This is a genomic window from Chitinophaga sp. (genome assembly GCF_019236475.1).
In the GTDB taxonomy this organism is placed as follows: Bacteria; Bacteroidota; Bacteroidia; order Chitinophagales; family Chitinophagaceae; genus Chitinophaga.
In genome coordinates, this window is sequence record NZ_JAFAIX010000014.1 from 250,822 (window position 1) to 273,358 (window position 22,537).

Annotated in this window: 10 protein-coding genes; 6 read left to right on the forward strand and 4 right to left on the reverse strand. The window is 46.2% G+C overall.

Going from position 1 to position 22,537, the window contains the following annotated elements:
* Positions 1-131: 131 nt before the first annotated feature.
* Genes JO154_RS26270 through JO154_RS26285 form a run of 4 tightly spaced genes read left to right on the forward strand, consistent with a single transcriptional unit; the run spans position 132 to position 16,102 of the window.
* Complete coding sequence (locus JO154_RS26270; RefSeq protein WP_291952132.1) at positions 132-4,538, forward strand: hypothetical protein; 4,407 nt, start codon at positions 132-134, stop codon at positions 4,536-4,538.
* Positions 4,539-4,555: 17 nt separating this feature from the next.
* Complete coding sequence (locus tag JO154_RS26275; RefSeq protein ID WP_291952135.1) at positions 4,556-13,282, forward strand: CARDB domain-containing protein; 8,727 nt, start codon at positions 4,556-4,558, stop codon at positions 13,280-13,282.
* A gap of 42 nt (positions 13,283-13,324) precedes the next feature.
* A complete protein-coding gene (locus JO154_RS26280) occupies positions 13,325-14,293 on the forward strand; it encodes a type IX secretion system membrane protein PorP/SprF (protein ID WP_291952137.1) in 969 nt (322 codons plus the stop codon).
* Positions 14,294-14,314: 21 nt separating this feature from the next.
* A complete protein-coding gene (locus tag JO154_RS26285) occupies positions 14,315-16,102 on the forward strand; it encodes an OmpA family protein (RefSeq protein ID WP_291952139.1) in 1,788 nt (595 codons plus the stop codon).
* A 195-nt stretch (positions 16,103-16,297) separates the two neighbouring features.
* Here the strand turns inward: JO154_RS26285 and JO154_RS26290 are convergent, their stop codons facing one another.
* From JO154_RS26290 to JO154_RS26300, 3 genes are all read right to left on the reverse strand, one after another.
* Positions 16,298-16,813 (reverse strand): hypothetical protein, encoded by a 516-nt coding sequence (locus JO154_RS26290; RefSeq protein WP_291952142.1) that lies wholly within the window; start codon positions 16,811-16,813, stop codon positions 16,298-16,300.
* 75 nt (positions 16,814-16,888) lie between these two features.
* On the reverse strand, positions 16,889-17,596 hold the full coding sequence (locus JO154_RS26295) for a LytTR family DNA-binding domain-containing protein (protein WP_291952144.1): 708 nt from the start codon (positions 17,594-17,596) through the stop codon (positions 16,889-16,891).
* Positions 17,593-18,609, reverse strand: a complete 1,017-nt coding sequence (locus JO154_RS26300; protein ID WP_291952146.1) for a histidine kinase — start codon at positions 18,607-18,609, stop codon at positions 17,593-17,595. Before JO154_RS26300 ends, JO154_RS26295 begins: the two co-directional genes overlap by 4 nt.
* 202 nt (positions 18,610-18,811) lie before the next feature.
* On the opposite strand from JO154_RS26300, the gene JO154_RS26305 reads away from it, so the two are divergent.
* Both JO154_RS26305 and JO154_RS26310 read left to right on the forward strand, forming a co-directional pair.
* Complete coding sequence (locus JO154_RS26305) at positions 18,812-19,666, forward strand: hypothetical protein (RefSeq protein ID WP_291952148.1); 855 nt, start codon at positions 18,812-18,814, stop codon at positions 19,664-19,666.
* A 15-nt stretch (positions 19,667-19,681) separates the two neighbouring features.
* Complete coding sequence (locus JO154_RS26310; protein WP_291952150.1) at positions 19,682-20,974, forward strand: S41 family peptidase; 1,293 nt, start codon at positions 19,682-19,684, stop codon at positions 20,972-20,974.
* 1 nt (position 20,975) lies between these two features.
* Here JO154_RS26310 and JO154_RS26315 read toward each other — a convergent pair whose 3' ends face one another.
* Positions 20,976-22,454 (reverse strand): hypothetical protein, encoded by a 1,479-nt coding sequence (locus JO154_RS26315; protein WP_291952152.1) that lies wholly within the window; start codon positions 22,452-22,454, stop codon positions 20,976-20,978.
* Positions 22,455-22,537 lie beyond the last annotated feature (83 nt).

Genomic DNA, 22,537 nt, shown 5'->3' on the forward strand with positions numbered 1-22,537 from the left:
TAAATTACATATTATTATATTAATTCAGTTAATAAATAATATATATGTTTGAATAATGCTTTATGAATAATTACATATATATCTTTGTGCCGTCCTAATACCTTAGATGATTTACTAAAATCCCTTACCTAATGAGCGCCCTACTACGTAGTATCGCACTGGCATTGCTATGCTTGCCAGCGGTGGATCTATTTGCACAAAACTGCACTATTAATGCAGGCGTTACCACCTCCATCTGCCCAAACAACAAGTTTATTCTCTCCGGTTCCAGTAGTGGACTCGTGGCAGTAAATCCTGTATGGACACAGGTTGCCGGACCAGCGGTTACTATTAAAGATCCTCAAAATCTGACCACAGAAGTGACCGGTTATGTGCCAGGGAATACTTATAAGTTTAGGTTATCCTCTAAGTGTACGGACGGTTCGTTGATATTTGATGAGGTGGTGTATAACACCTACCCTGCTACGCTAGCCAATGTAGGACCCGATATCAGCGTATGTGCTCCCGGAACAATCCTACATGCCAACACACCAGGATCTGGGGAAACAGGTACCTGGTCTATCGATGGGAATGGGCAAGGTATCAGTTTTAACATGGCGGATCAGAACAATCCAAATCTGGCGATCACCGTGGACCCTCAAAAATCAGGTAGTACCACCTTACACTGGATGATCAGCAGTAATAATTCCTGTCGTTCTACAGACGATATTGTGATAACAAATCCTGGTGGGGTAATGCCCGTATCTGCCGGAGCAGACCAGGTACTCAACAATTGTTATACGGTTACACAAACGGCGGCCATGCAGGCTTCCTTTGGTGGTACAAATATCAATGGCCAACAAGGCACTTGGTCTGTGTTGAGTGGCCCTACTGTTCCCTCGTTTAGTAATATCCATGACAACAAAGCAATCGTTGGTAACCTGGCTGCTGGCACTTATAAATTACGCTGGACAGTACAAGGGCCATGTGCCAATGGTACTGCCGATGTAATGCTTACCGTACCAGTGGGTACACAATCTGTAACAGTGGCGAAAGATGCCAGTGCCACTTATTGCGATGGTCGGACTTCCACTATCATTACCGGACTCGCCCCTGCATATGCAGGCGAATCCATCGCATGGACGCGGGTTTCAGGCACAGGAGATATACAATCGCCCAATAGTGTCTCCACTGGGATTACAAATCTGACAGGCGTAAAAAGTGTTTTCAATTATACAATCAGTAATCCTACTACCGGCTGTAATACAACTGGTAGTTATACGATTAATTTTACCACTCCTCCTACTATTACTGCTCCCTCACCGGTGATTCCTCCTTGTGGTTCCACGTTAGTAACCATCAACTATAGTTATACAGGGGGAGACAAAACACAATGGGCATTAATCAGCGCTCCTAGTGGCGTTCCGGTCAGCGATTTCCAGGATGCAGGTCAGCCCCTGATCTTGCCGGAATATACCATTCCAGGCGCTTACCTTGTTCGCCTCAGACGCACTACCAATAATGGTTTGGGAGGTTGTCAGGATGCATATACCGATGTTTACGTGCAGTTATCGCAAGCCCCAACAGCCGCCAATGCCGGAACCAGACAGGTACTAGCCTGTAATATTACAGAAACACATCTGGCAGGGAATATGCCTGCTGTTGGCATAGGACGTTGGTCGCAAGTGAGCGGACCTAGTGTGGCTAATATCCAAGATAAATCCGACCCTACTACCCTCATCAATCAATTGGCGAATGGTACTTATACTTTCCGTTGGATTATCACTGGTAATGTAGGATGCCCTAATCAACAGGCAGACGTGCAAGTGGTAGTATCTGACCGCAATCCAACAGCCGCTGCTGCGGGCCAGAATGAGACCATATGTAATAGTACGCCTTATAAATTACAGGGCAACAAACCCAATCCTAATGAAAGTGGACGCTGGACCTTCACACCAACTACAGGTGTAAGTCTTTCTGATCCTACCGATCCTAATGCCATCGCAAACGGCTTACAACCTAATACGGTGTATACTTTCACCTGGACCATCAGTAACAGTTGTGGCCAAGCTGCTGCCAACGTAACGATTACTACTTCCGCTCAAGCAGGCCCTCAACAAGCCCATGCAGGGCCAGACCAATGTCTGCCTCCCGGCACTACTTCGTTTACGCTTGCAGGTAATACGCCCGCTAATAATGAAACGGGTAAATGGACACTGGTAAGTGGCAACACTTTGAACATTGCTGATAACACTAAAAATAATTCAAACGTAACAGGGGCCACCAATGGCAGCTATTCGCTGGAATGGAGTCTTGCTAGTAATGGATGTCCTCCGACACGTGATACCGTAATATATACTATCTCCGCACCTGCTACTCCTGCGAATGCTGGAACAGGCGGCAATCTCTGTGGCGCTACTTCCATTCAGTTGGCTGCCAATGCACCACAGATAGGTATAGGTACTTGGAGCCAGCAGCAAGGACCCGGTGGCATTGCCTTCGATAATATTGCCCTGAACAATGCAAAGGTCAGCAACCTCAGTGATGGCCGCTATATTTTCCGCTGGACGATCAGCAATGGCGCTTGTGCTTCCAATTACAGTGAGGTGACCTATAATATCACTGCCCCTCCTGGTATTGCCAATGCAGGACCAGATCAAAATGTTTGTGGTACCAACACGGCCACACTGGCGGCGAATGCCATTACCAATGGCATTGGTACTTGGAGCATTATCAGTGGCCCTAGTAATCCAAAGTTCACGAACCCTACAGATCCAAATACCACAGTTTCCAACTTAAAAACAGGTAGCTATACCTTGTTATGGACGGCTGTTAGCGGCCCTGATTGTCCGGTAAGTAAAGCACAGATGATATTAACCGTCAGGGAAAGTGCAAAAGTGCAGCAAGCAATGCAACAGTTGTGTAATGCCACCACAGCGGTTGTTAGTGGTAATGAAGGTAGTAAAGGTACCTGGACGCAAACAGGAGGTCCTGCTGGTGCTGTGATTACGCCAAATGCTGATAACTCGGCTGTTGTCACTAATTTAATACCTGGCAATACTTATAAATTCACTTATACCATCGCCGCCATTCCTGGTTGTAACAGTTCCAGCGACGATGCTACGGTGATCACCAGTGCATTGCCTTCTACGGCTAATGCGGGCCCAGATCAACAGTTCTGTTTACCAACAGGGACACCCTCTGTCAATACAACGATGCAGGCCACCCCTGCTACTGCTGGCACTGGCACCTGGACCGTGGAGACCAAACCCGCTGGTGCAGCAGATCCGGTGATAGTTACACCTTCCGCATTCAATACCGCTATACAAAATCTCGTTCCTGGTATATACGTATTCTCATGGACCGTTTCCAATGGCTATTGCACCAGCAATTCCGATATTATGCGGATAGTAGTTTCTGCTACCCCTTCCGATCCACAACCAGGCCCTGATCAAGTAAATGCCTGTACGGATAAAATCTTGCTGAATGCACAGGCGCCATTGACAGGAATTGGTACATGGAGTTTTGAATCGGTGCCAACAGGGAGTACAGCGGTGATTGAAGGTATTAATGCGCCATCTACTAGAGTACTCAATACCATCGTAGGTGCATATATTTTCCGTTGGACGGTCAGCAATGGTATTTGTCCTAGTAAATCAGCCTTGGTTCATGTAAATGTTTCATCTACTCCTCCTAACCCAGCCGTAGCCAATGTTGGCAATATTGTGCCAGGAGAACTCTGCGACCTTACCGGAACCGGCTCCAATATTACTTTACATGGTAATGCACCACAAAATATTGAAACCGGCAATTGGACAATTACAGATGCCGGTGGAACACCGGTTGCCCTGACATTCACGCCTACAGACCCGAATACAACGGTATCCAATGTACCTGCAGGATCTTATATTTTCCGTTGGACGATCAACTCCGGCAGTTGCAGTAGTTTCAGCGATCTACCTGTTACGGTATATGCCAAACCAACTCCTGCAAACGCTGGTACCACACAAGGCATCTGCCTATACACACCACTTCAACTGAATGCTACCAATCCTACAATTGGTAAAGGTGCATGGTCTGTTGTTACGAACGCTGGCGGTACTCCTGTTTTCAGCGATATCAATAACTCTGCTGCTACGGTGAACGGACTGGCTCCAGGAGCTTACACCTTCCGATGGACTACCAGCAATGGCGTTTGTCCTGTAAGTACTGCGGATGTGCAAGCCAATGTAGACGACTGCCGGATTAAAGTGACCAAAGCCGCTACCACGCCCACACAGCAGCCAGATGGTTCCTATACCATGAATTTCACTTTCACCGTTGCCAACCCTGCTACCGCTGTAACAATTGATAATGTACAGTTGACAGACTATATCCCTGCATCATTGCCTAACGGTGTCACCTATACGATTAGTGGTCATAGCCTAACAGGCATTACAGGATATAATCCAGCATTCGACGGTAAGACAGACACGAATCTGCTCCTGCCTAATACCGCCTCACTGGCTCCAGGAGCGACTGCCACGATCACCCTCACTATTAACGTTAAATTTTTCTAGCAGTTAACTATAAACTTATGACGAAGAAAACTTTCCTTGCTATAAAATACTGGTTGACTGCTGTCCTGCTGCTTTGTGGTATGGCAAGCACACAGGCGCAAACCGGCACTTTCAAAAACACGGCGGGAGCAAGTGGTACTGCATCAGCAGGCGCTACTCCCGTGAGTGATATCACCTTTACTACATTTCAATTTCCTGCTATAGGACTGGCGATCGCTGCATCGCAGCCAGATATCCAGCCTGATGGCAGTTATAATATCGCTTATACCTATACGATACAGAACCTTGGAGGAATACCGCTTACAGGTGTGCAGGTGGTTTCAGACCTGGGCACTACTTTCGGCGCTCCTATGACCTATACCATTGTGTCCAGGACATTCAATAGTATCACAGGTAATAATGGATTTACAGGTGCTGGCAATACCAATTTACTTGGAACCAATGCTAGTCTAGCCGCTGGTACCACCGCCACCGCTGTCATTGTAATCAATCTGAAAAATGCTGGGCAGTATGGGACCTTCAATACAGCAGGTCAGGCTACCGGCACTGCTGGTACTTCGGTGGTAACAGATATATCTGTGAATGGTACCGTTCCAGATGCAAATGGCAATGGTACTGCCCTGGATGATCAATCTCCTACCCCAGTTACCATTAGCAGACCTGACATCGCCATTCAGAAAACGGTAGATCAGACCACTCCTTATGTGGGTAACACGATTACCTTTACTGTCACTGCAGCTAATATTGGTAGTGGAGACGCGGTTGGGGTAAATGTGCAGGATCTGCTAATGAACGGTTTTAAATTCCTATCTGCCACTCCCGCCACCGGTACTTACAACAATTCCAGTGGTACCTGGACAATAGGAAAATTAAAAGCTGGAGAAACTAAAACCTTGACCATACAGGTACAAGTCAATCCTGCAGGGACATACAGTAATACCGCTAGCTGTAATATTCCAGAGGATATTGTTACTAGCAACAACAACATGACGGTAACGGTAACGCCTATACCATCTGCGGATGTGCGCATTACCAAAACCGCAGACAAGATGACCCCGAATGTGTTAGATGTGGTCACCTTCACGCTCACAGCTTCCAATGCAGGACTAAGTGATGCAACAGGAGTAACAGTAATAGATAAACTTCCTGCTGGCCTGACACCAATTGCCCCTTACCCTGCCGGTTTCGTGTATGACGCTGGTTTGCGCCAGTTTACCTGGACCATCGGCAATATGGCTGCCAATACACAACAAAGCCAAACTATTTCCACCACTGTATCTGCGGATATAGACAGAAGCAATTTTACCAATACCGCTACTATTCAAGCAAATGAATACGATCCACAGACCAGCAATAATACTGCTAGTGTCACGATTGTACCAAAGGAAAAAGTGGACCTGGAAGTAACTAAAACACTCACCACCACCACTAACCCAATATATCCTAACGATCCGGCCACCTTCACTATCAAAGTGAAAAACAATGGTCCTAATAACTGTTATGATGCTAATATTTCGGATGTACTACCATCCGGTTATAGCAGTTGGGTAGCCACTCCTGACAAAGGTTCTATGAACCTCAGCACAGGACTTTGGACCATCGGCACATTATTAAATGGCGAAGTGGCTACGCTCACCTTGACCGCCACCATAAATCCATCAGGGAATTATGCAAACACGGCCACTGTCGTCACTACAGACAACGACACGAATCCTGCCAATAACACAGCCAGCACACCTGCGCCGCCAGTGAAGCCAAGAACAGATCTCTCCGTAAAAATACAGGGGAATAATACAGCGGATGCTGGAGATCCTTATACTTTCGATATCGTGGTGCAGAATGCCGGTCCTAGTGATGCTACAGGCGTTAATGTAAATCTGCTGAATATCGCTAATGGCTATACGCTGCAACCATCCAGTAATCCTGCATTTGATCCAGCCACCAATATCTGGACAATCGGGAACCTGGCCGCTGGGGCCACTGTGAAGCTAACCCTCACAGGTATTGTATTACCAGATGGCACCTATAACTTCAGCGTTCATGTTGCCGGCAATGAAGATGAAATTACCCTTGTCAATAACGATGATAATGCCGTCATCACTGTTAGCCAGGTAGCAGACTTGTCAGTAGTTAAGTTGGTGAACAATGCAACGCCTGAAGTAGGCCAAACGGTACAGTTCACGATTCGTGTTACCAATAACGGGCCTAGTCTTGCTCATAATGTGAAAGTAAATGAATCGCTGCCGGTCGGTTATACCCTAACTGGTACGCCTATGGTATCCGTTGGAAGCTATAATGGCAGCGTATGGAGCGTTGGCAACTTACGCAGTGGACTGACAGAAAGCATGTTGATTAGCGCAATAGTAAAGCCTACTGGCCCTTATTTAAATTCTGCCAATGCCTATGCCCCTGAAAAGGACAAAGTACCTACCAATAATAGCAGTTCTGTCACACCAACAGTGACGCAACTAGCAGATGTAGCGGTTACTAAAACAATTGACAACAGTAACCCGGATGCAGGTGCTACCGTCAAATTCACCATTACCGCCACTAACAACGGTCCTAGTACCGCTACTAACGTGGTGGTCACCGATATACCAACAACTGGTTATACCTTCCTGGGTGGTAGCACAAGCACGGGCATGTATATCCCTGCTAGCAATAAATGGACGATTGGGACCTTGCTTTCCGGTAAATCAGCATCCCTGGTGATAAATGCGGTAGTGAATGGCAGCGGAAACTATACCAATACCGCTACCATACAAGCCACTGAAAAAGATACGGATCCTAGCAATAACAGTGCAAGCGTTACGCCTACTGTAAGACCAGTAACAGATCTTCAAATTGCTAAAACCGCAGATAAAACTACAGCAGACATCAATTCCAATATCACCTTTACCTTAACCGCCACCAACAATGGTGTAAGTAATGCTACAGGCGTAGTAGTGACAGATTTACTGCCTCCGGGTTTAACATTTGTGAGTGCGAGTCCTGCCGGCGCCTATAACAACGCTACGGGGGTTTGGAACATTGGTAATATGAACGCCAATACCACTCAAACACTGACAATTGTAACCAAAGCTACTACAGTCACTACTGTTACCAATGTGGCGAATATCAGCGGTACAGAATACGATCCAAACACAGGTAATAATAGCAGTAGTGCCGCTGTCACAGTTATTCCTATCACAGATCTTCAAGTAGTAAAAACAGTAGACAAAAGCACACCGGATGTTGGCAGCAATGTCACTTTCACTATCAAAGCCACAAACAACGGTCCTAGCGATGCAACAGGCGTGAAAGTGAATGATGCACTCCCAGCAGGATATACCCTGGTTACTGCCACTCCACAAGTAGGTACCTATACTGGCAATACCTGGACCATTGGCAACCTCGCTTCCGGCCAGTCCACTCAAATGACCGTATTAGCCACTGTAAAGGCGGTAGGCCCTTATGCCAATACCGCCACTATCAGCGGCAATGAAACAGACAGAAATACAGGTAACAACACCAGCACTGTCACTCCTATCCCAGTGGCTATTGCAGATGTTGCCGTAACTAAATCTGTCAACAATACTACTCCGGATGCAGGAACGAATATCACCTTCACTATTACCGCCACTAATAATGGTCCAAGTTCCGCTACCAATGTAATCGTCACAGATCTGCTAAGCAATGGATACACCTTCGTTTCTGCCGCTCCTTCCAAGGGTACATATGTCAATGGAACAGGTAAATGGACCATTGGCAGCATGATATCCGGCAAAACGGAAACACTGACGATCATGGCTACGGTGAAACCCACCGGCACTTATGGCAACACGGCCACTATTCTGGCAACCGAAAAAGATCCTACGCCAGGTAATAACAGCGCAAGTGTTACGCCTACAGTAAGACAGGTTGCAGATCTTCAAATCGTGAAAACTGCCGATAAAACCACGGCAGACATCAACACCAATATAACCTTCACTATCATTGCTACCAACAAAGGAGTAAGTGATGCGACCAATGTAACGGTAACGGATATACTACCACCAGGATTAACCTTTGTAAATGCACTTCCTGCTGGCTACAACAATGTTACTGGCGTATGGAACATCGGCAATATGACTGCCAATACTTCACAAACGCTCACCATAATAACAAAAGCAACCGTTGCAGCCACAGTTACCAATGTGGCCAATATCAGTGGAACAGAATACGATCCAAATACTGCCAATAACAGCAGTAGTGCCGCCGTTACGATCATACCAATAACAGATCTTCAGGTGGCTAAAACTGTTGACAACAGCACGCCAGATGTGGGTAGCAATGTCACTTTCACCATCACGGCCACCAACAATGGTCCTAGCGATGCAACTGGCGTAAAAGTGAATGATGCTCTCCCGGCAGGATATACTTTTGTAAGCGCCACTTCACCCGTAGGCACTTATGATGGTACTAACTGGACCATTGGCAACCTGGGTTCAGGCCAGTCCGTACAAATGACGGTAAAAGCCACGGTGAAGGCTGCAGGCCCTTACACCAATACCGCCACTATCAGCGGAAATGAAACCGATAGAAATACGGCCAATAATAGCAGCTCCGTCACTCCGGTGCCAGTGGCAGTAGCAGATGTAGCAGTCACCAAAACAGTTAGCAATAACGCTCCTGACGCAGGAACCAATGTGACATTTACCATCACCGCTACCAACAACGGTCCTAGTCCTGCTACCAACACGGTAGTGACCGATCTACTGACCAACGGCTATAGGCTCATCGCTACTAATCCTTCTACTGGCACATATTCCAGCGGAACCGGTAAATGGGTGATTGGTACGATGGCTTCCGGTCAAACGGAAACATTGACCATCCAGGCGACGGTGAATATTAGCGGAGATTACAGCAATACCGCCAGCATCACTGCCACTGAGAAGGATAATAATCTTGCCAATAACAGTGCTTCGGTTACGCCTACGGTACGCCAGGTGACCGACCTGGAAATCATTAAAACAGTAGATGCTACTACTGTTGATATCAATTCCAATGTTACCTTCACCTTAACAGCTACCAATAAAGGGGTAAGCAACGCTACTGGTGTAACGGTAACGGATATACTTCCTTCAGGACTCACCTTCGTGAGTGCCAATCCTGCTGTTTACGACAACAATACAGGCGTATGGAATATTGGCGCGATGAATGCTAATGCTGGGCAAACCCTGACCATTGTTGCAAAAGCGACTACCGCCACCACTGTTACCAATACGGCCACTATCAGTGGAGGAGAATACGATCCTAATACCGGCAATAACAGCAGCAGTGCAACGGTTACTATTATTCCAATTACAGATCTCCAGGTGGTAAAAACAGTTGACAACAGTACCCCAGATGTAGGTAGCAAGGTGACCTTCACCATCACTGCCACCAACAATGGGCCAAGCAATGCTACCGGCGTGCAAGTGGATGATGTCCTGCCAACCGGATACACGTTTGTCAGTGCTACTCCGCAAGTAGGTGGCTATAATGGCACCCGCTGGAACATTGGCAACCTGGCTTCGGGTCAGGCAGTACAGCTAACAGTACAGGCTATTGTAAATACCACAGGTTCCTATACCAATACCGCCACTATCAGCGGCAATGAAACAGACAGAAATACGACCAACAATAGCAGTACAGTAACACCTGTACCTGTGTTGGTAGCGGATCTGGCCGTAACCAAATCTATCAGCAACAATACCCCTGATGCAGGCAGCACGGTGACATTCACCATTACTGCTACCAACAACGGACCAAATGCGGCTCCGAATGTAACGGTAACGGATAAACTGTTAAGTGGCTACCAATTCCTTTCCAATACAGCCAGTGCCGGCACTTATGATAATACCACCGGCACCTGGAATATTGGTAATATGACCAATGGCCAAACAGCCACCCTTACTATAACTGCGCTTGTTCGTGCAGCAGGAGATTATAATAACACGGCTGTTATCAGTTCTCCTTTCAAAGACAATAATACCAACAATAACACGGCTGCTATTACACTGCCACAGGTAAGAGCCGTAACAGATCTAGCCATTACCAAATCAGTGGATAAATCCACGGCCGATGTCAGCAGCACAGTAGTATTCAGCCTACAGGCTACCAATAATGGTCCAAGTACCGCTACCAATGTAGTGGTACAAGATCTCCTGCCAAGTGGCTTCACCTTCGTGAGTGCTTCCGCTAACACGTACGATGCTACCAGTGGCCACTGGAATATTGGTACGTTGACCAGTGGTAGTAGTGAGACACTGACTATCACTGCCACCGTAAACCCTGCAGGCAACTATACGAATTCTGCTGTTATCAGCGGTACGGAGTATGATCCGCAAACCACTAACAATAGCAGTAATATAACGGTAACTGCCATCCCTGTTACTGATCTGGAAGTGATAAAGTCTATTGACAACAACACCCCAGACGTAGGCACAACCGTCACCTTTACGATCAAGGCAATCAATCATGGTCCTAGTCCTGCTATGAATGTTAAAGTAACAGATGCTATTCCAACTGGCTATCGTCTCCTTAATGTGCTGGCTACAACAGGCGTATACATCGGGAACACCTGGGATATAGGCACGATGCAGGCCAATACAACCACCTCACTTACAATTACCGCAACCGTACTGGCCACTGGTAACTACAGCAACAATGCTACAATTACCGGCGCCGAAAAAGATCCGAATGCAACCAATAACAGCAGCACGGTTACACCTACACCAGTAGCGGTTACCAATCTGCGTATTGCTAAAACTATCAGCAATCCAACACCGGATGTCAGCAGCCAAGTGACATTCACCATCACCGCCACCAACGACGGTCCTTCCGACGCTACCGGTGTAACGGTGACGGATATACTACAATCAGGATATCATTTTGATCAGGCTATTGCCACTACCGGTACTTATAACGCCACAAACGGTAACTGGAATATTGGCAACCTGGCCAATGGCCAAACGGCCACGCTACAAGTGGTTGCTACGGTATTGCCAACTGGTGATTATAGTAACACAGCTACTATCAGCGGCAATGAGAAAGACAACAATCCTGCTGACAATTCAGCGGCCATTACCCCTCCTATCCCCGTTCCAGTAGCAGATCTGGCCATCAATAAAACGATCAGCCAACAAGTGCCAGGAACAGGAGATGTGGTAACATTCACCATCTTGGTGAAAAATAATGGCGCCAGCAAGGCGACCAATGTAGTGGTGAGCGACAAACTGCAAAGTGGGTTTACATTCCAACAAGCCAGCGCAGTTAAAGGCAGCTATGACAATAACAGTGGCAACTGGAATATTGGCGCCATGAATGCAGGAGAAACTGCCACCCTAACGGTTACTGTTAAGGTCAATACCACAGGCACCTATAGTAATACAGCTACAGTTACTGCCAACGAGAAAGATCCGGTGCTCACCAACAATAGCAGCACGGTCACTATTGTTCCAGACCCCATCACTGATCTGTATGTGACCAAGGCGGTTTCCAATATGACGCCACCACATACATCTGATGTGACATTTACCATCGTTGCAGGCAATAACGGCCCAAGCGACGCGACTGGTGTAACGGTAACGGATATATTACCAACTGGGTATACTTTCAAATCAGCTACGCCAACATCCGGAAGCTACAATGCAACCACCGGTATATGGACCATCGGCCAATTGGCCAACGGCGCCAAAGTACAAATGACCATCGTTGCTACCGTCAATAAGACCGGTAACTACACCAATACGGCTACTATCACTGGTAATGAAACAGACAGGATCACGGCCAACAATAATAGCGCTGTAACGCCTGTTCCAGTTCCATTGCGCACCAATGATGATGCAGCCAGCACAGAAGAACCAGATCCGGTAAAAATTGATGTTCTGAAAAATGATATCTATGGCAATACCGGTCATGATGTATACATACAGAATAAACCACAACATGGTAGCGTGACCGTCAATCCGGATGGAACGGTTACATATACACCAGATGCTGGTTATGGAGGTAAAGACTACTTCACCTACTATATCAAGGATCAATCTGGCTTCGCATCGAATGTATCCACGGTTACGATTGATGTTACCAAACGTATGGTAGACCTGGCAATTAAGAAGGTCATCGTTACGCCGCCAGCAGAAATCGCGGTAGGTAAAAATGTAACCTTCGAACTGACTGTTACCAACAATAGCAGTAAAGGGGCTAGTCGTGTAGTCGTTACCGATATCCTGGCAAACAATGTAGGCGATATGGAAGTAAAAACCAGTCGCGATCATGGCGAGGATAGCTACGATCCTGCTACTAAAGCGATCGTCTGGAAACTAGATACACTCGCGCCAGGACAAACCGTACGCCTCCTCGTTACGGCCAAAGTAACCAGCGGTGGAGATATCCATAATACGGCCACGGTGGCAGGCGACAATGGCGATCCTGACCCAAGCAATAACACGGCTACGGCTAGCACTTCCCCTAAAGGAGCGGATGTCTTCATACCTACCGCCTTCACACCAAATGGCGACGGTATCAACGACAAATTTGTCATTCTGGGAATAGATAAATATCCAGGCTCCTCCCTGGTTATCTTCAACCGATGGGGCAATGTGGTATATCGTTCCAATGATTACAAAAATGAATGGGATGGCTCTCAATTGAACCCTGGTACCTATTACTATGAACTGGTATGCCCAGGTACTAATGGCAAAATCTCCATGAAAGGATGGGTACAGTTAGTTCGATAATACATTAATACTATGCTGAAAAACAAGCTGAAAATATTACCTATGCATAAAGTCCTATCTGTTCTAATCTTCACCCTGTGCGGAGTTTCCGTCTCCGCACAGCAAGATGCACAGTTTAGCCAGTACATGTTTAACGGGATATATGTAAATCCTGCTTATGCTGGATACCGGGAGCAATGGAATATCCATGCATTCTACCGTAATCAATGGACCAACTATCCTGGCGCACCACAAACCTTCTCTGTTGCCGCCGATGGCACTGCGAACAATGATCGTGTGGGCCTTGGTATACAGGCGATGAGTGATAAATTGGGTGCTTCTAATACGACCTCCTTTTACGCCACTTACGCCTATCGTATTCCTGTAAATGAGGATGGTTCCTCCAGGTTCTCCGTGGGGATCAGTGGAGGCTTTCTGCAACAAAGGCTGGATGTCTCCCTACTTACTACTTCTTCTTCTCAACTGGACCCGGCCATTTTTAATGGCGAGAACCGGCGATCCATGCCAGACGCACGTTTGGGGATATTCTTCAACCGAGAGAAATTCTATGCGGGGGTTTCTGCGAGTAATTTGCTCACCCAATCCTTTCAGAAATCGGAAGCATTGAAAGAGTACCTGCCATTAAAGCCGCATCTGTACTTTACCATGGGAGGCCTTGTTCCACTGTCGGAACAATTGCTGCTAAAACCCAGTATCCTCGTGAAGGAAGATTTGGCGGGTCCTACCAGCATTGACCTCAATACGTTTGTATTAATCAGTCAGAAACTATGGTTGGGCGCCTCCTATCGTTCCACCTACATGCGCAAATCCAATTTACAGGATAACCTGAAAAAGCCGGCTGCACTGGTGTTTATGGCAGAGGTATTTGTAAATGATAAACTCCGACTGGGATATGCATACGATATGACCATGAATGGTACGGTAGCTACCAACTATCCTACGCATGAATTATCCATTGGCTATTTTTTCAAAAGAAGGAATGCCAGAATGATGTCTCCCCGTTATTTCTAATGCAGTTTAAAGTATTTTCATATGCCTAAGCATCCAAAGAGAAAATATATTCCAGGCCTGTTGCTCACCTTTCTGGCAGCAGGTATGGGCCATCATGCAAATGCGCAATATGCATACACGGAGGCCATGGCTGCCTTCCGGTTGTACAATTTTGAAAAGGCTACACCTTTATTCATCAAGGCTTTTCACAAGAAACCTAGCGCCAAGGCAGCCCGTGGAGCAGCCGATTGTTACAGGCTGATTAAAGATTATCAAAATGCCGCTATCTGGTATGCGCAACTTTGGCAAACCAAGGGTGGAACATCGGAGGATGAGTTGAGATACGCCGCCGTCCTGATGAATAATGAAAAATATGATACAGCCGCAATCCTACTCGATCACTATCTACAAGAAAATCCCAATAGCATCCTGGGACGCAATATGCGGGAAGGCTGTAACACAGCGCCAATCCGTATAAAGGAACCGGTAAAAGGTAGATTGGAGAATATGGCGGCGCTGAATTCTCCCTATTCTGATTGGAGTATTACCAAACAAAACAGCAAATACATATTTGCATCAGACCGTCCGTATAACTACTCTCGGAAGTCGCCCTTCTTTGAAAATGAGAACATTAAAAAGAAGATGTATACCTGGACAGGCAATAGCTATCTTCATCTGTACGAAAGTAATGGAGATAGTACCAATATCCACGCACTGGAACGAGGCAATATCAATGGCGACTACCACAGCTCCAATGCCTCTTATAACGCCAACGGCACTACGATGTACTTGGCAGTTACTAGCTATCGCAAGAAGACAGGTTCCTTGCTGGGTAAGGATTCCATCCTCACTATGAATATTGCGGTAAAGGAAGTCACGCGCAATAACCAGGATAAATGGATCGTTTCGCCGGAACTACCTTTCAATGCCATGCTACAATACTCCGTGGGAGATCCATGGATTAGTCCCGCAGGCGATACCCTTTATTTTGTAGCCACCCAAGGACCAGATCACCAAGGCGGAACAGATATCTACTATGTAATCAAGGCCGCTGGCCAATGGGGAACACCCGTAAACATGGGTACTGCTATCAATACGCCAGGCAATGAGCGTACACCATCTTTTGATCCCGAAGGTCATTTTTACTTTGCCAGTGATGGCCATCCAGGATTAGGCGGATTGGATATTTTCCAGGCGGAAAAGCAAGGTAGCAAATGGACCATCCATCATATGGGAACGCCTGTAAACAGCAGCCATGATGATTTTGCGCCGGCCGTTCTGGATAGCATGCTATACTTCGCTTCCAATCGTGATGGTGGCTTAGGCAGCGATGATATATACCGGTTTATACCAGAGGCACCAACACCACAACCTGTTATTAAGCCTGTTGTTACGGAGAAAACGCCTACCCAGCCTGCTCCTGAGGCAACCGTACAACCGCCTAAAAAGCAAATAGATTTTACACAACTGAAAGTGCCGTATAGGCTTGATAACATCTATTTCGATTTGGGCAAATCGGATATACGTCCGGAGGCCGCAGCAGAACTGGATAAACTGGTAACGCTCCTCCAAGAACATGCCACCATGGAAGTGGAACTGGCCGCACATACGGATTCAAGAGCGAACGACGCCTTCAATCTTGCACTCTCCCAACGTCGTGCAGCGGCAACGGTAGCCTATCTTGTGAAAAAAGGTATCGCCGCGTCCCGCCTTACTGCCAAAGGATATGGCGAAACAAGATTAGTGAATAAGTGTGCTAATGGCGTGAAATGTACAGAGGCAGAACATCTCCAGAATAGGCGAACAGAGCTGATTATTATCAAATTATAATTACCCCAAAGAAGCTGTTTTTAGTCGTCCCTGCCCGCTGGGCAGGGCGACAAGCAGCGGATTTTGCTTTATGTGAGATAACAACCAATCCAATACTTTCAACTTGTTTTCCGCCAGTGCGAGAATGAAGGGGCAATTTAAATAAAAAAGGAGAAGGTCGCCCTTCTCCCTTAAAACAGTCGCTTTGTACAGCCATTACATAGGTACGCCCGTATAACTGATGGCGTCGTGGTCCCAGATGTAGATCGCGTTTTTACCGTTGTTGTGCTGCGCTACATACCAATCTTTGTTCTGGATGGCATTTTTCAGCACAATCGGATAGTTCTTATCCCCGGTAGCGACCCATTTGCCACTACGCTGTTCCCCATAAGCTTCCCAGTAATAAGTACCGTTACTGTTGATGTGCAATGGCTTGGTGCGTGCATTTGCCTGGACCACCAATGTGCGGACGCCACCTACGTTGTTTACATAGAATGCATCTGATACGCCTGTAGTCCATTTCCTTACAAAAAACTGTAAGTTCTGCGGAGAGGCGGTTGTTGCTGGCTTTGCCACTGGTGCTGGTGTTGGTGCTGGTGCCGGTTTCGGTTGCTCAGTACTGAGATCTCTTCCATGATAAACGGGGATCTCTTTTGATTGATGTGGGGTAGTTTGCCCATAGCTCGCTCCCGCGATTAGGCTCGCGAACATGACAAGTTGCAGGTGTTTCATCAACTGATGATTTAGGGGTGAGAAAATGCCTTGAAGATAACTAATTATGAGCAGGTATAAAATCACCCCAAAGTATTACAGGAAACGTTGCTGTATGAGCTCCATAAACGCAGGACGAAACGTTTCACTGAGCGGGAAAGCTTTCCCTTGGATAAATACCTGGTTATCTTGGATCTTTTCAATAAAGCCCGTATTCACAATATAGGAGTTATGAATGCGGATAAAAGGGGCTTTTAGTTGTTCTGCTATATCCTTCAATCTTTTATACACGAGGACCTCCCCTTTCACAGTAACGATCTTTACATACTCCCTGGTGCCTTCAAAATAACAGAGTTCAGATAAGCGGATCTGCTGAATGGTTTTCCCTGATTTTACAAAGAAGTAATCCGGACTGTCGTTACGGGCGAGTGTCTGCGTAGCTAATTTTCCAAAACTCTCTTCTATCTTTTGTTTCGCCTGTAGGAAACGCTTCATGGTAATAGGTTTCAGCAGATAATCCACCGTTTCATAATTATAGCTTACCGCTGCGTATTCCGTATAGGCGGTGGTGAAAATAATTTTCAATCCTGGTGGCAGCAGGCCAGCCAGCTCCATTCCATCCAGTTTGGGCATATTGATGTCTAGGAAGATGATATCTGCCTGCTGTTCTTTCAACACTGCCAATGCTTCCAGGGCGTTATAACATTTGGCCAGCAAGACCCAATCTGTTGCTTGCTGGATATGCAGTTCCAGCAAATTAACTGCATTCGGTTCATCGTCTACTATGATACATTTGAGGCTCATACGGGAATGGATAAAAAGGAAGTGAATGTTTGGGCGGACCTGGTTGTTTCCAATACAAAGTTATCGCCATAAAGTAAAGTGAGCCGTTTTCTCAGGTTCTCAATACCGGAGCCACGCTGACTATTGGCCGATTGCTCACAACACTGGTTATTGCTGGTCCTAAACAGCAGGCGGTTATGTGCCTGTTGTAAATGGATAGATATTTTATTATCTGTACTGGTTTTATCTACGCCATGTTTAAAAATATTTTCAACAAAAGTCATGAGCAACATGGGTGGCAGATGGCAATCAGTGGTGGTTTTATGGTTAAAATCCAGATCAATGGCATGCCGTATCCGAATTTTTTCCAAGGCAATATAATTTTCCAGGAAACTGATTTCGGTAGACAACAATACCTGATCTTTCGGACTCTCATCTACAAAATAGCGCATGATCTCAGATAGCCGCTCTATCAATATTGCCGTTCGTGGTGCTTCCAGATAGGCTTCATAATAAATATTGTTGAGGGTATTGAAGAGGAAATGCGGCTGCACCTGCGATTTAAGGAGATTTAGTTCCGCCTGCGTATTCTGCAACAACAAAGAAGCAGTAGTTCTTTTCAGTGTGAAATAATCCAGCACAATACGAAAGAAAAAGCTCAACATGAAGAGCAGCGGCAATCCTGCCATATACCGAAAAATGGTATTGCCGGTAAGGGGAGATGGCGTTTTGGCATACCACGTATTGTACACCCAGTTAAGTACAAAGGCTCTTGTCAGCCCTGCCGCTGTCAGAAAAACCAGCGCCGCCAGCGCATACCATACATAACGTTTCTTTCGGTACAACAGCGGGTAAAGCACACTCGTATTGCCGTATATCACCAGCGCATAATACAACGTATTACTACCTGCATAAACGGTAGCCTGACTAAAACCATCTTCCGGCAACTGTAAAAACAGCATCAGCATAAAAATTGCCAGCCAGGAAAGCCATTGTAGTCGTGCGCTTGTTGTGAAATCGCTGAGTAATTGCATGTCCGAAAATACGAAGGAATTTCATCCTATTTCGGGAAACCTGATTTTTTCAATCACTACGCTCATTACTTCAATAAAACCGGTCATTCTTTCAATCATTCTGCTGAACCCCGACTGCTGAAAATATACCGTCAACCATTGAATTCATTTCTCTATACCATGCGCAAAGTGAACTTTTGCAAATAACAAACAAGACCCACATATGCAATTCACCCGTATACTATACGTTCTCTGCTTCCTGCTGTCATGCACACAGGTCCAGGCACAAACAGATACGATCAGTCCTGCACACATTCCCCTAGACACCAGGTATCTTAAACCCGGTATGCGTCAATACCTGGTGTACTTCCAGAAGAAAGGCCAAGAAAAACAGCTCTTCTGGATGAATATCTGGCAACGGGAGGTGAAGACCATCATGATCGATAATACCCCTGTTTTTGAAACGGTACAACATTGGTACAGCGAAGACAGTACTAGGTATCATGAAATACTGAGCATAAACAGTATTGCCGATTTCCAACCCCTGTACCATCTGCAAACAGTAGGCAACAATACCAAAGTCTATCTGTGGTCAGATACCGATATCAAAGGAGATACCGTGAGCGTTAATAAAGCGAAAGACTTCCAACTCACTTTTGATATGCCGAATTATAACTGGAACTTGGATCTGGAAACGTTTGAAATGCTGCCATTGGCCGCAGACAAAACTTTCCTCATTCGTTTCTATGATGCCGGATTGGAAGCGCCTAAATATGTTACCTATAAAGTAATTGGCACGGAAACGATTCAAACACTCGATCATCAAAGCGTAGCATGCTGGAAGCTGTTTACAGCAGGTGAAAGCCCAAGAGGTAAATATACCCAGACCTTCTGGATCAGTTGCAAAAACCATGAGTGCCTGAAAGAAGAAGATATTATCGGAGATAATATGCGCCGCTATAAAGTGAAGCTACCAGCCTTTTCCACTCCATCTTCAGAAAAAATAATCCAGAATCCTGGTGAAAAAATTTTGTTTTACGAAAATCTTCGTACATTGTACGAAGATTTTCGTACTTAATTAAAAATCACAGTCATGAAACGGCTTATCATTGTATGTGTTGCCTTGTTTTGGTTTGGGGAGACAAGTGCCCAATCGCCCACCCCTATTACACCAACAGCCAAGCAGGAAGTAGTAAAACGATTGCAGGAATTACTCGTTGCGAATTATATATCCTTGGATACGGCTAAACAGATGAGTAAATATATTGGAGAGCGACTCCAATCGGGTGCATATAGTAAGGTCAACAGTTCTTCCGATTTCGCACAAACCCTCAGCGCCGATCTGCGTCATATCTATCGTGATGGCCACATGTCTATTGTCTATAATCCTCGGGAAGCCACTGGTCCAACGGATACCGCAGCAGTTGCAGCCCCCCGCCCAGCGCCGGATTATAGTTTTACGAATAATGGCGTTAGAAAAGTAGAAGTATTATATGGTAATGTAGGTTACCTAAAACTGAACATGTTTGTTGATGTATCAGATGCTGCCAAAGCCACTGTTAAAGCAGCTTTCGGACTATTGCAACACACCGGCGCCCTCATCATCGACCTGCGGGACAACGGCGGTGGAGATCCGGAAATGGTGCAGTATATCTGTAGTTACCTGCTCCCTCCAAACACACATCTGAATGATTTGTATGAACGCAGAACGAATCGAACGGATTCTTTTTATACTTATGCTGTAGACGGCAGCGAGCATTTCCAACACATTCCGGTATATGTACTCACCAGTCAGCGTACCTATTCCGGTGCAGAAGAATGCAGTTACGATCTGCAAACCAGGCAGCGGGCATTGATTGTTGGTGAAAATACCGGTGGCGGTGCACACCCCGTAGAGCCGTTCCCGTTAGGCCACGGATTTGTCGGAAGAATTCCTTTCGCTTGCGGCATCAATCCTGTTACTGGTAAAGACTGGGAAGGCACCGGCATTCATCCTGATATCGCCACCTCCCCTGACGATGCCTTGCAAACCGCACTGCTCCACTACTTCGATGCGCAACTGAAAAGCAATCCTGCCCCTGAGTTAAAACTGAAGCTGCAATGGGCCAGGGAACTGACTGCCGGCTCCGCACAAGCACCGGTCTTGAGTGCAGCCACCCTACAACGATATGTGGGAGCTTTCGGAGACCGTGAGGTAAAAATGGAAAACGGCGCATTATACTTTTCCAACGCGGCAGGTAAATTTCTCCGCATGGCGCCACTGACGGACCATGTATTCCGGTTAGTAGGTTATGATTACATTCGTATGGAGTTCTCCACTGATGGTAAATCCCTCACCATGCGATATGATGACGGATTTAGCAATCTGCTGAAAAGAAAATCATAAATTATTTACGACAGTCGAACTCATTTCCTATCCGGTCCATTTGCTGCCAAAGGGCGTGCCTATAAGGTTTGGGAGATAGTTCAATATAGACTGCAGTATGCTGCTGCGACTGGCAGTTTCTTACCCGGATGCGGACATTCAAAGTCATAGGTGCCGGCTGCATATAGTTCAGCATATGGATGTTGCCTTCATAAGTGGCTTCATCCCCGGGTAAGGCTTTCACAGCCTGGATACTGGTGGTTACAGGAATCACTTTTTCAGCAGGAATATTTCTTCTACCTATATTCCTACCTACCAAACCTGTATAATATTGGTAAAGATAATTTTGGAGCAGGGCCGCATTCAGTTGCGGCCTGCCTTCCAGCCACCAAAGGAAAGCATAGGTCCAATGCTCTTCACTTTCCGGCGCACCCCATCCTGGCGCAAAACGAATATCTTCCACCCCTTTCAGCGGTATCTGCGCAGCAAAATCAGTAGGTAAACCAAATCGCTCGTTTGTCCAATTTTCCGGAGTCGTCAATTTATAAGGAGGTTGATAGGTTACCGGATCAAAAATACCTGTGGATGCCTTTACCCACTGGATGCACTCCACTTCATCTACAATGGAAAAGCTCACCGGATGCCTGTAACCATTGCTGTTACGGCCTTGTTGCTTCCCTTGTATGAATTCCGCTTGCTGATTACCCGCCATCAACAAGTTATTGATCATAGCCGTGGCATCCGGAATAGGCGTGTCGTACAAACTGCTTCGTTTGTTTTGCAAGTACCAGTTGATATCGGTATCATAGTATAAACGAAACGGTATATGCTGCAAGAATTTTTCATTCCCCAGTCCTTTCAAATCCTTGTTGAACGGGGTATACTGTGCATAGCCATCTGCATGACCATCTAAGGCTCCTATTTGCCTGGTCAATACTTCCTGGGTAAACTTAGCTACCATCACATCCTCTTCGTTATTATTCTTTTCCATCATGCGGGCGCCCCAGTTCCATAAGCCTTCCAAACTGACTACCGTTCCTATACCCATGACTGCTTTAGGATGTATCACAGTAGCAGCAGGTTTTTCTGTCGCCAGTTCTGTATATCGCAGCACTACATTGCCGGGAATATCATATCCAACTAGTACATAACGTGCGGTATCTGTTTTATAAGTAGTAGTCACATGTTTCAGGATGGTATTCATTCTATCCACACATGCAGGATCTGCCACGAGGTTTTCTCCCTGTGATGCATAGATGGTTAGGATATCATTGCCAGCGGCTACATTATGTAACCTAGACTCGGCCAACAAACGTTTCAGCGGATAAAACCCAGTGAAGACCACCACTGTAGCCTGGATATTTCCTGATAGCGGCGGTATCGCATAATAAAAACTGTGCGCACTGTCGCGAGTATCGAAATACACTTTATCTATCTGCGCGTTTACAACTACAGGCAATACGAGTAGCCAAAGCAGCAGGAGCTTTCGGATTTTCATCATGAAATAATTTGCGGTTGAGAAAAGAATTGGCGGAATGGGCCACGCAAACGAAAGTATTAATAAAAAGTAACGACAAGTACAGA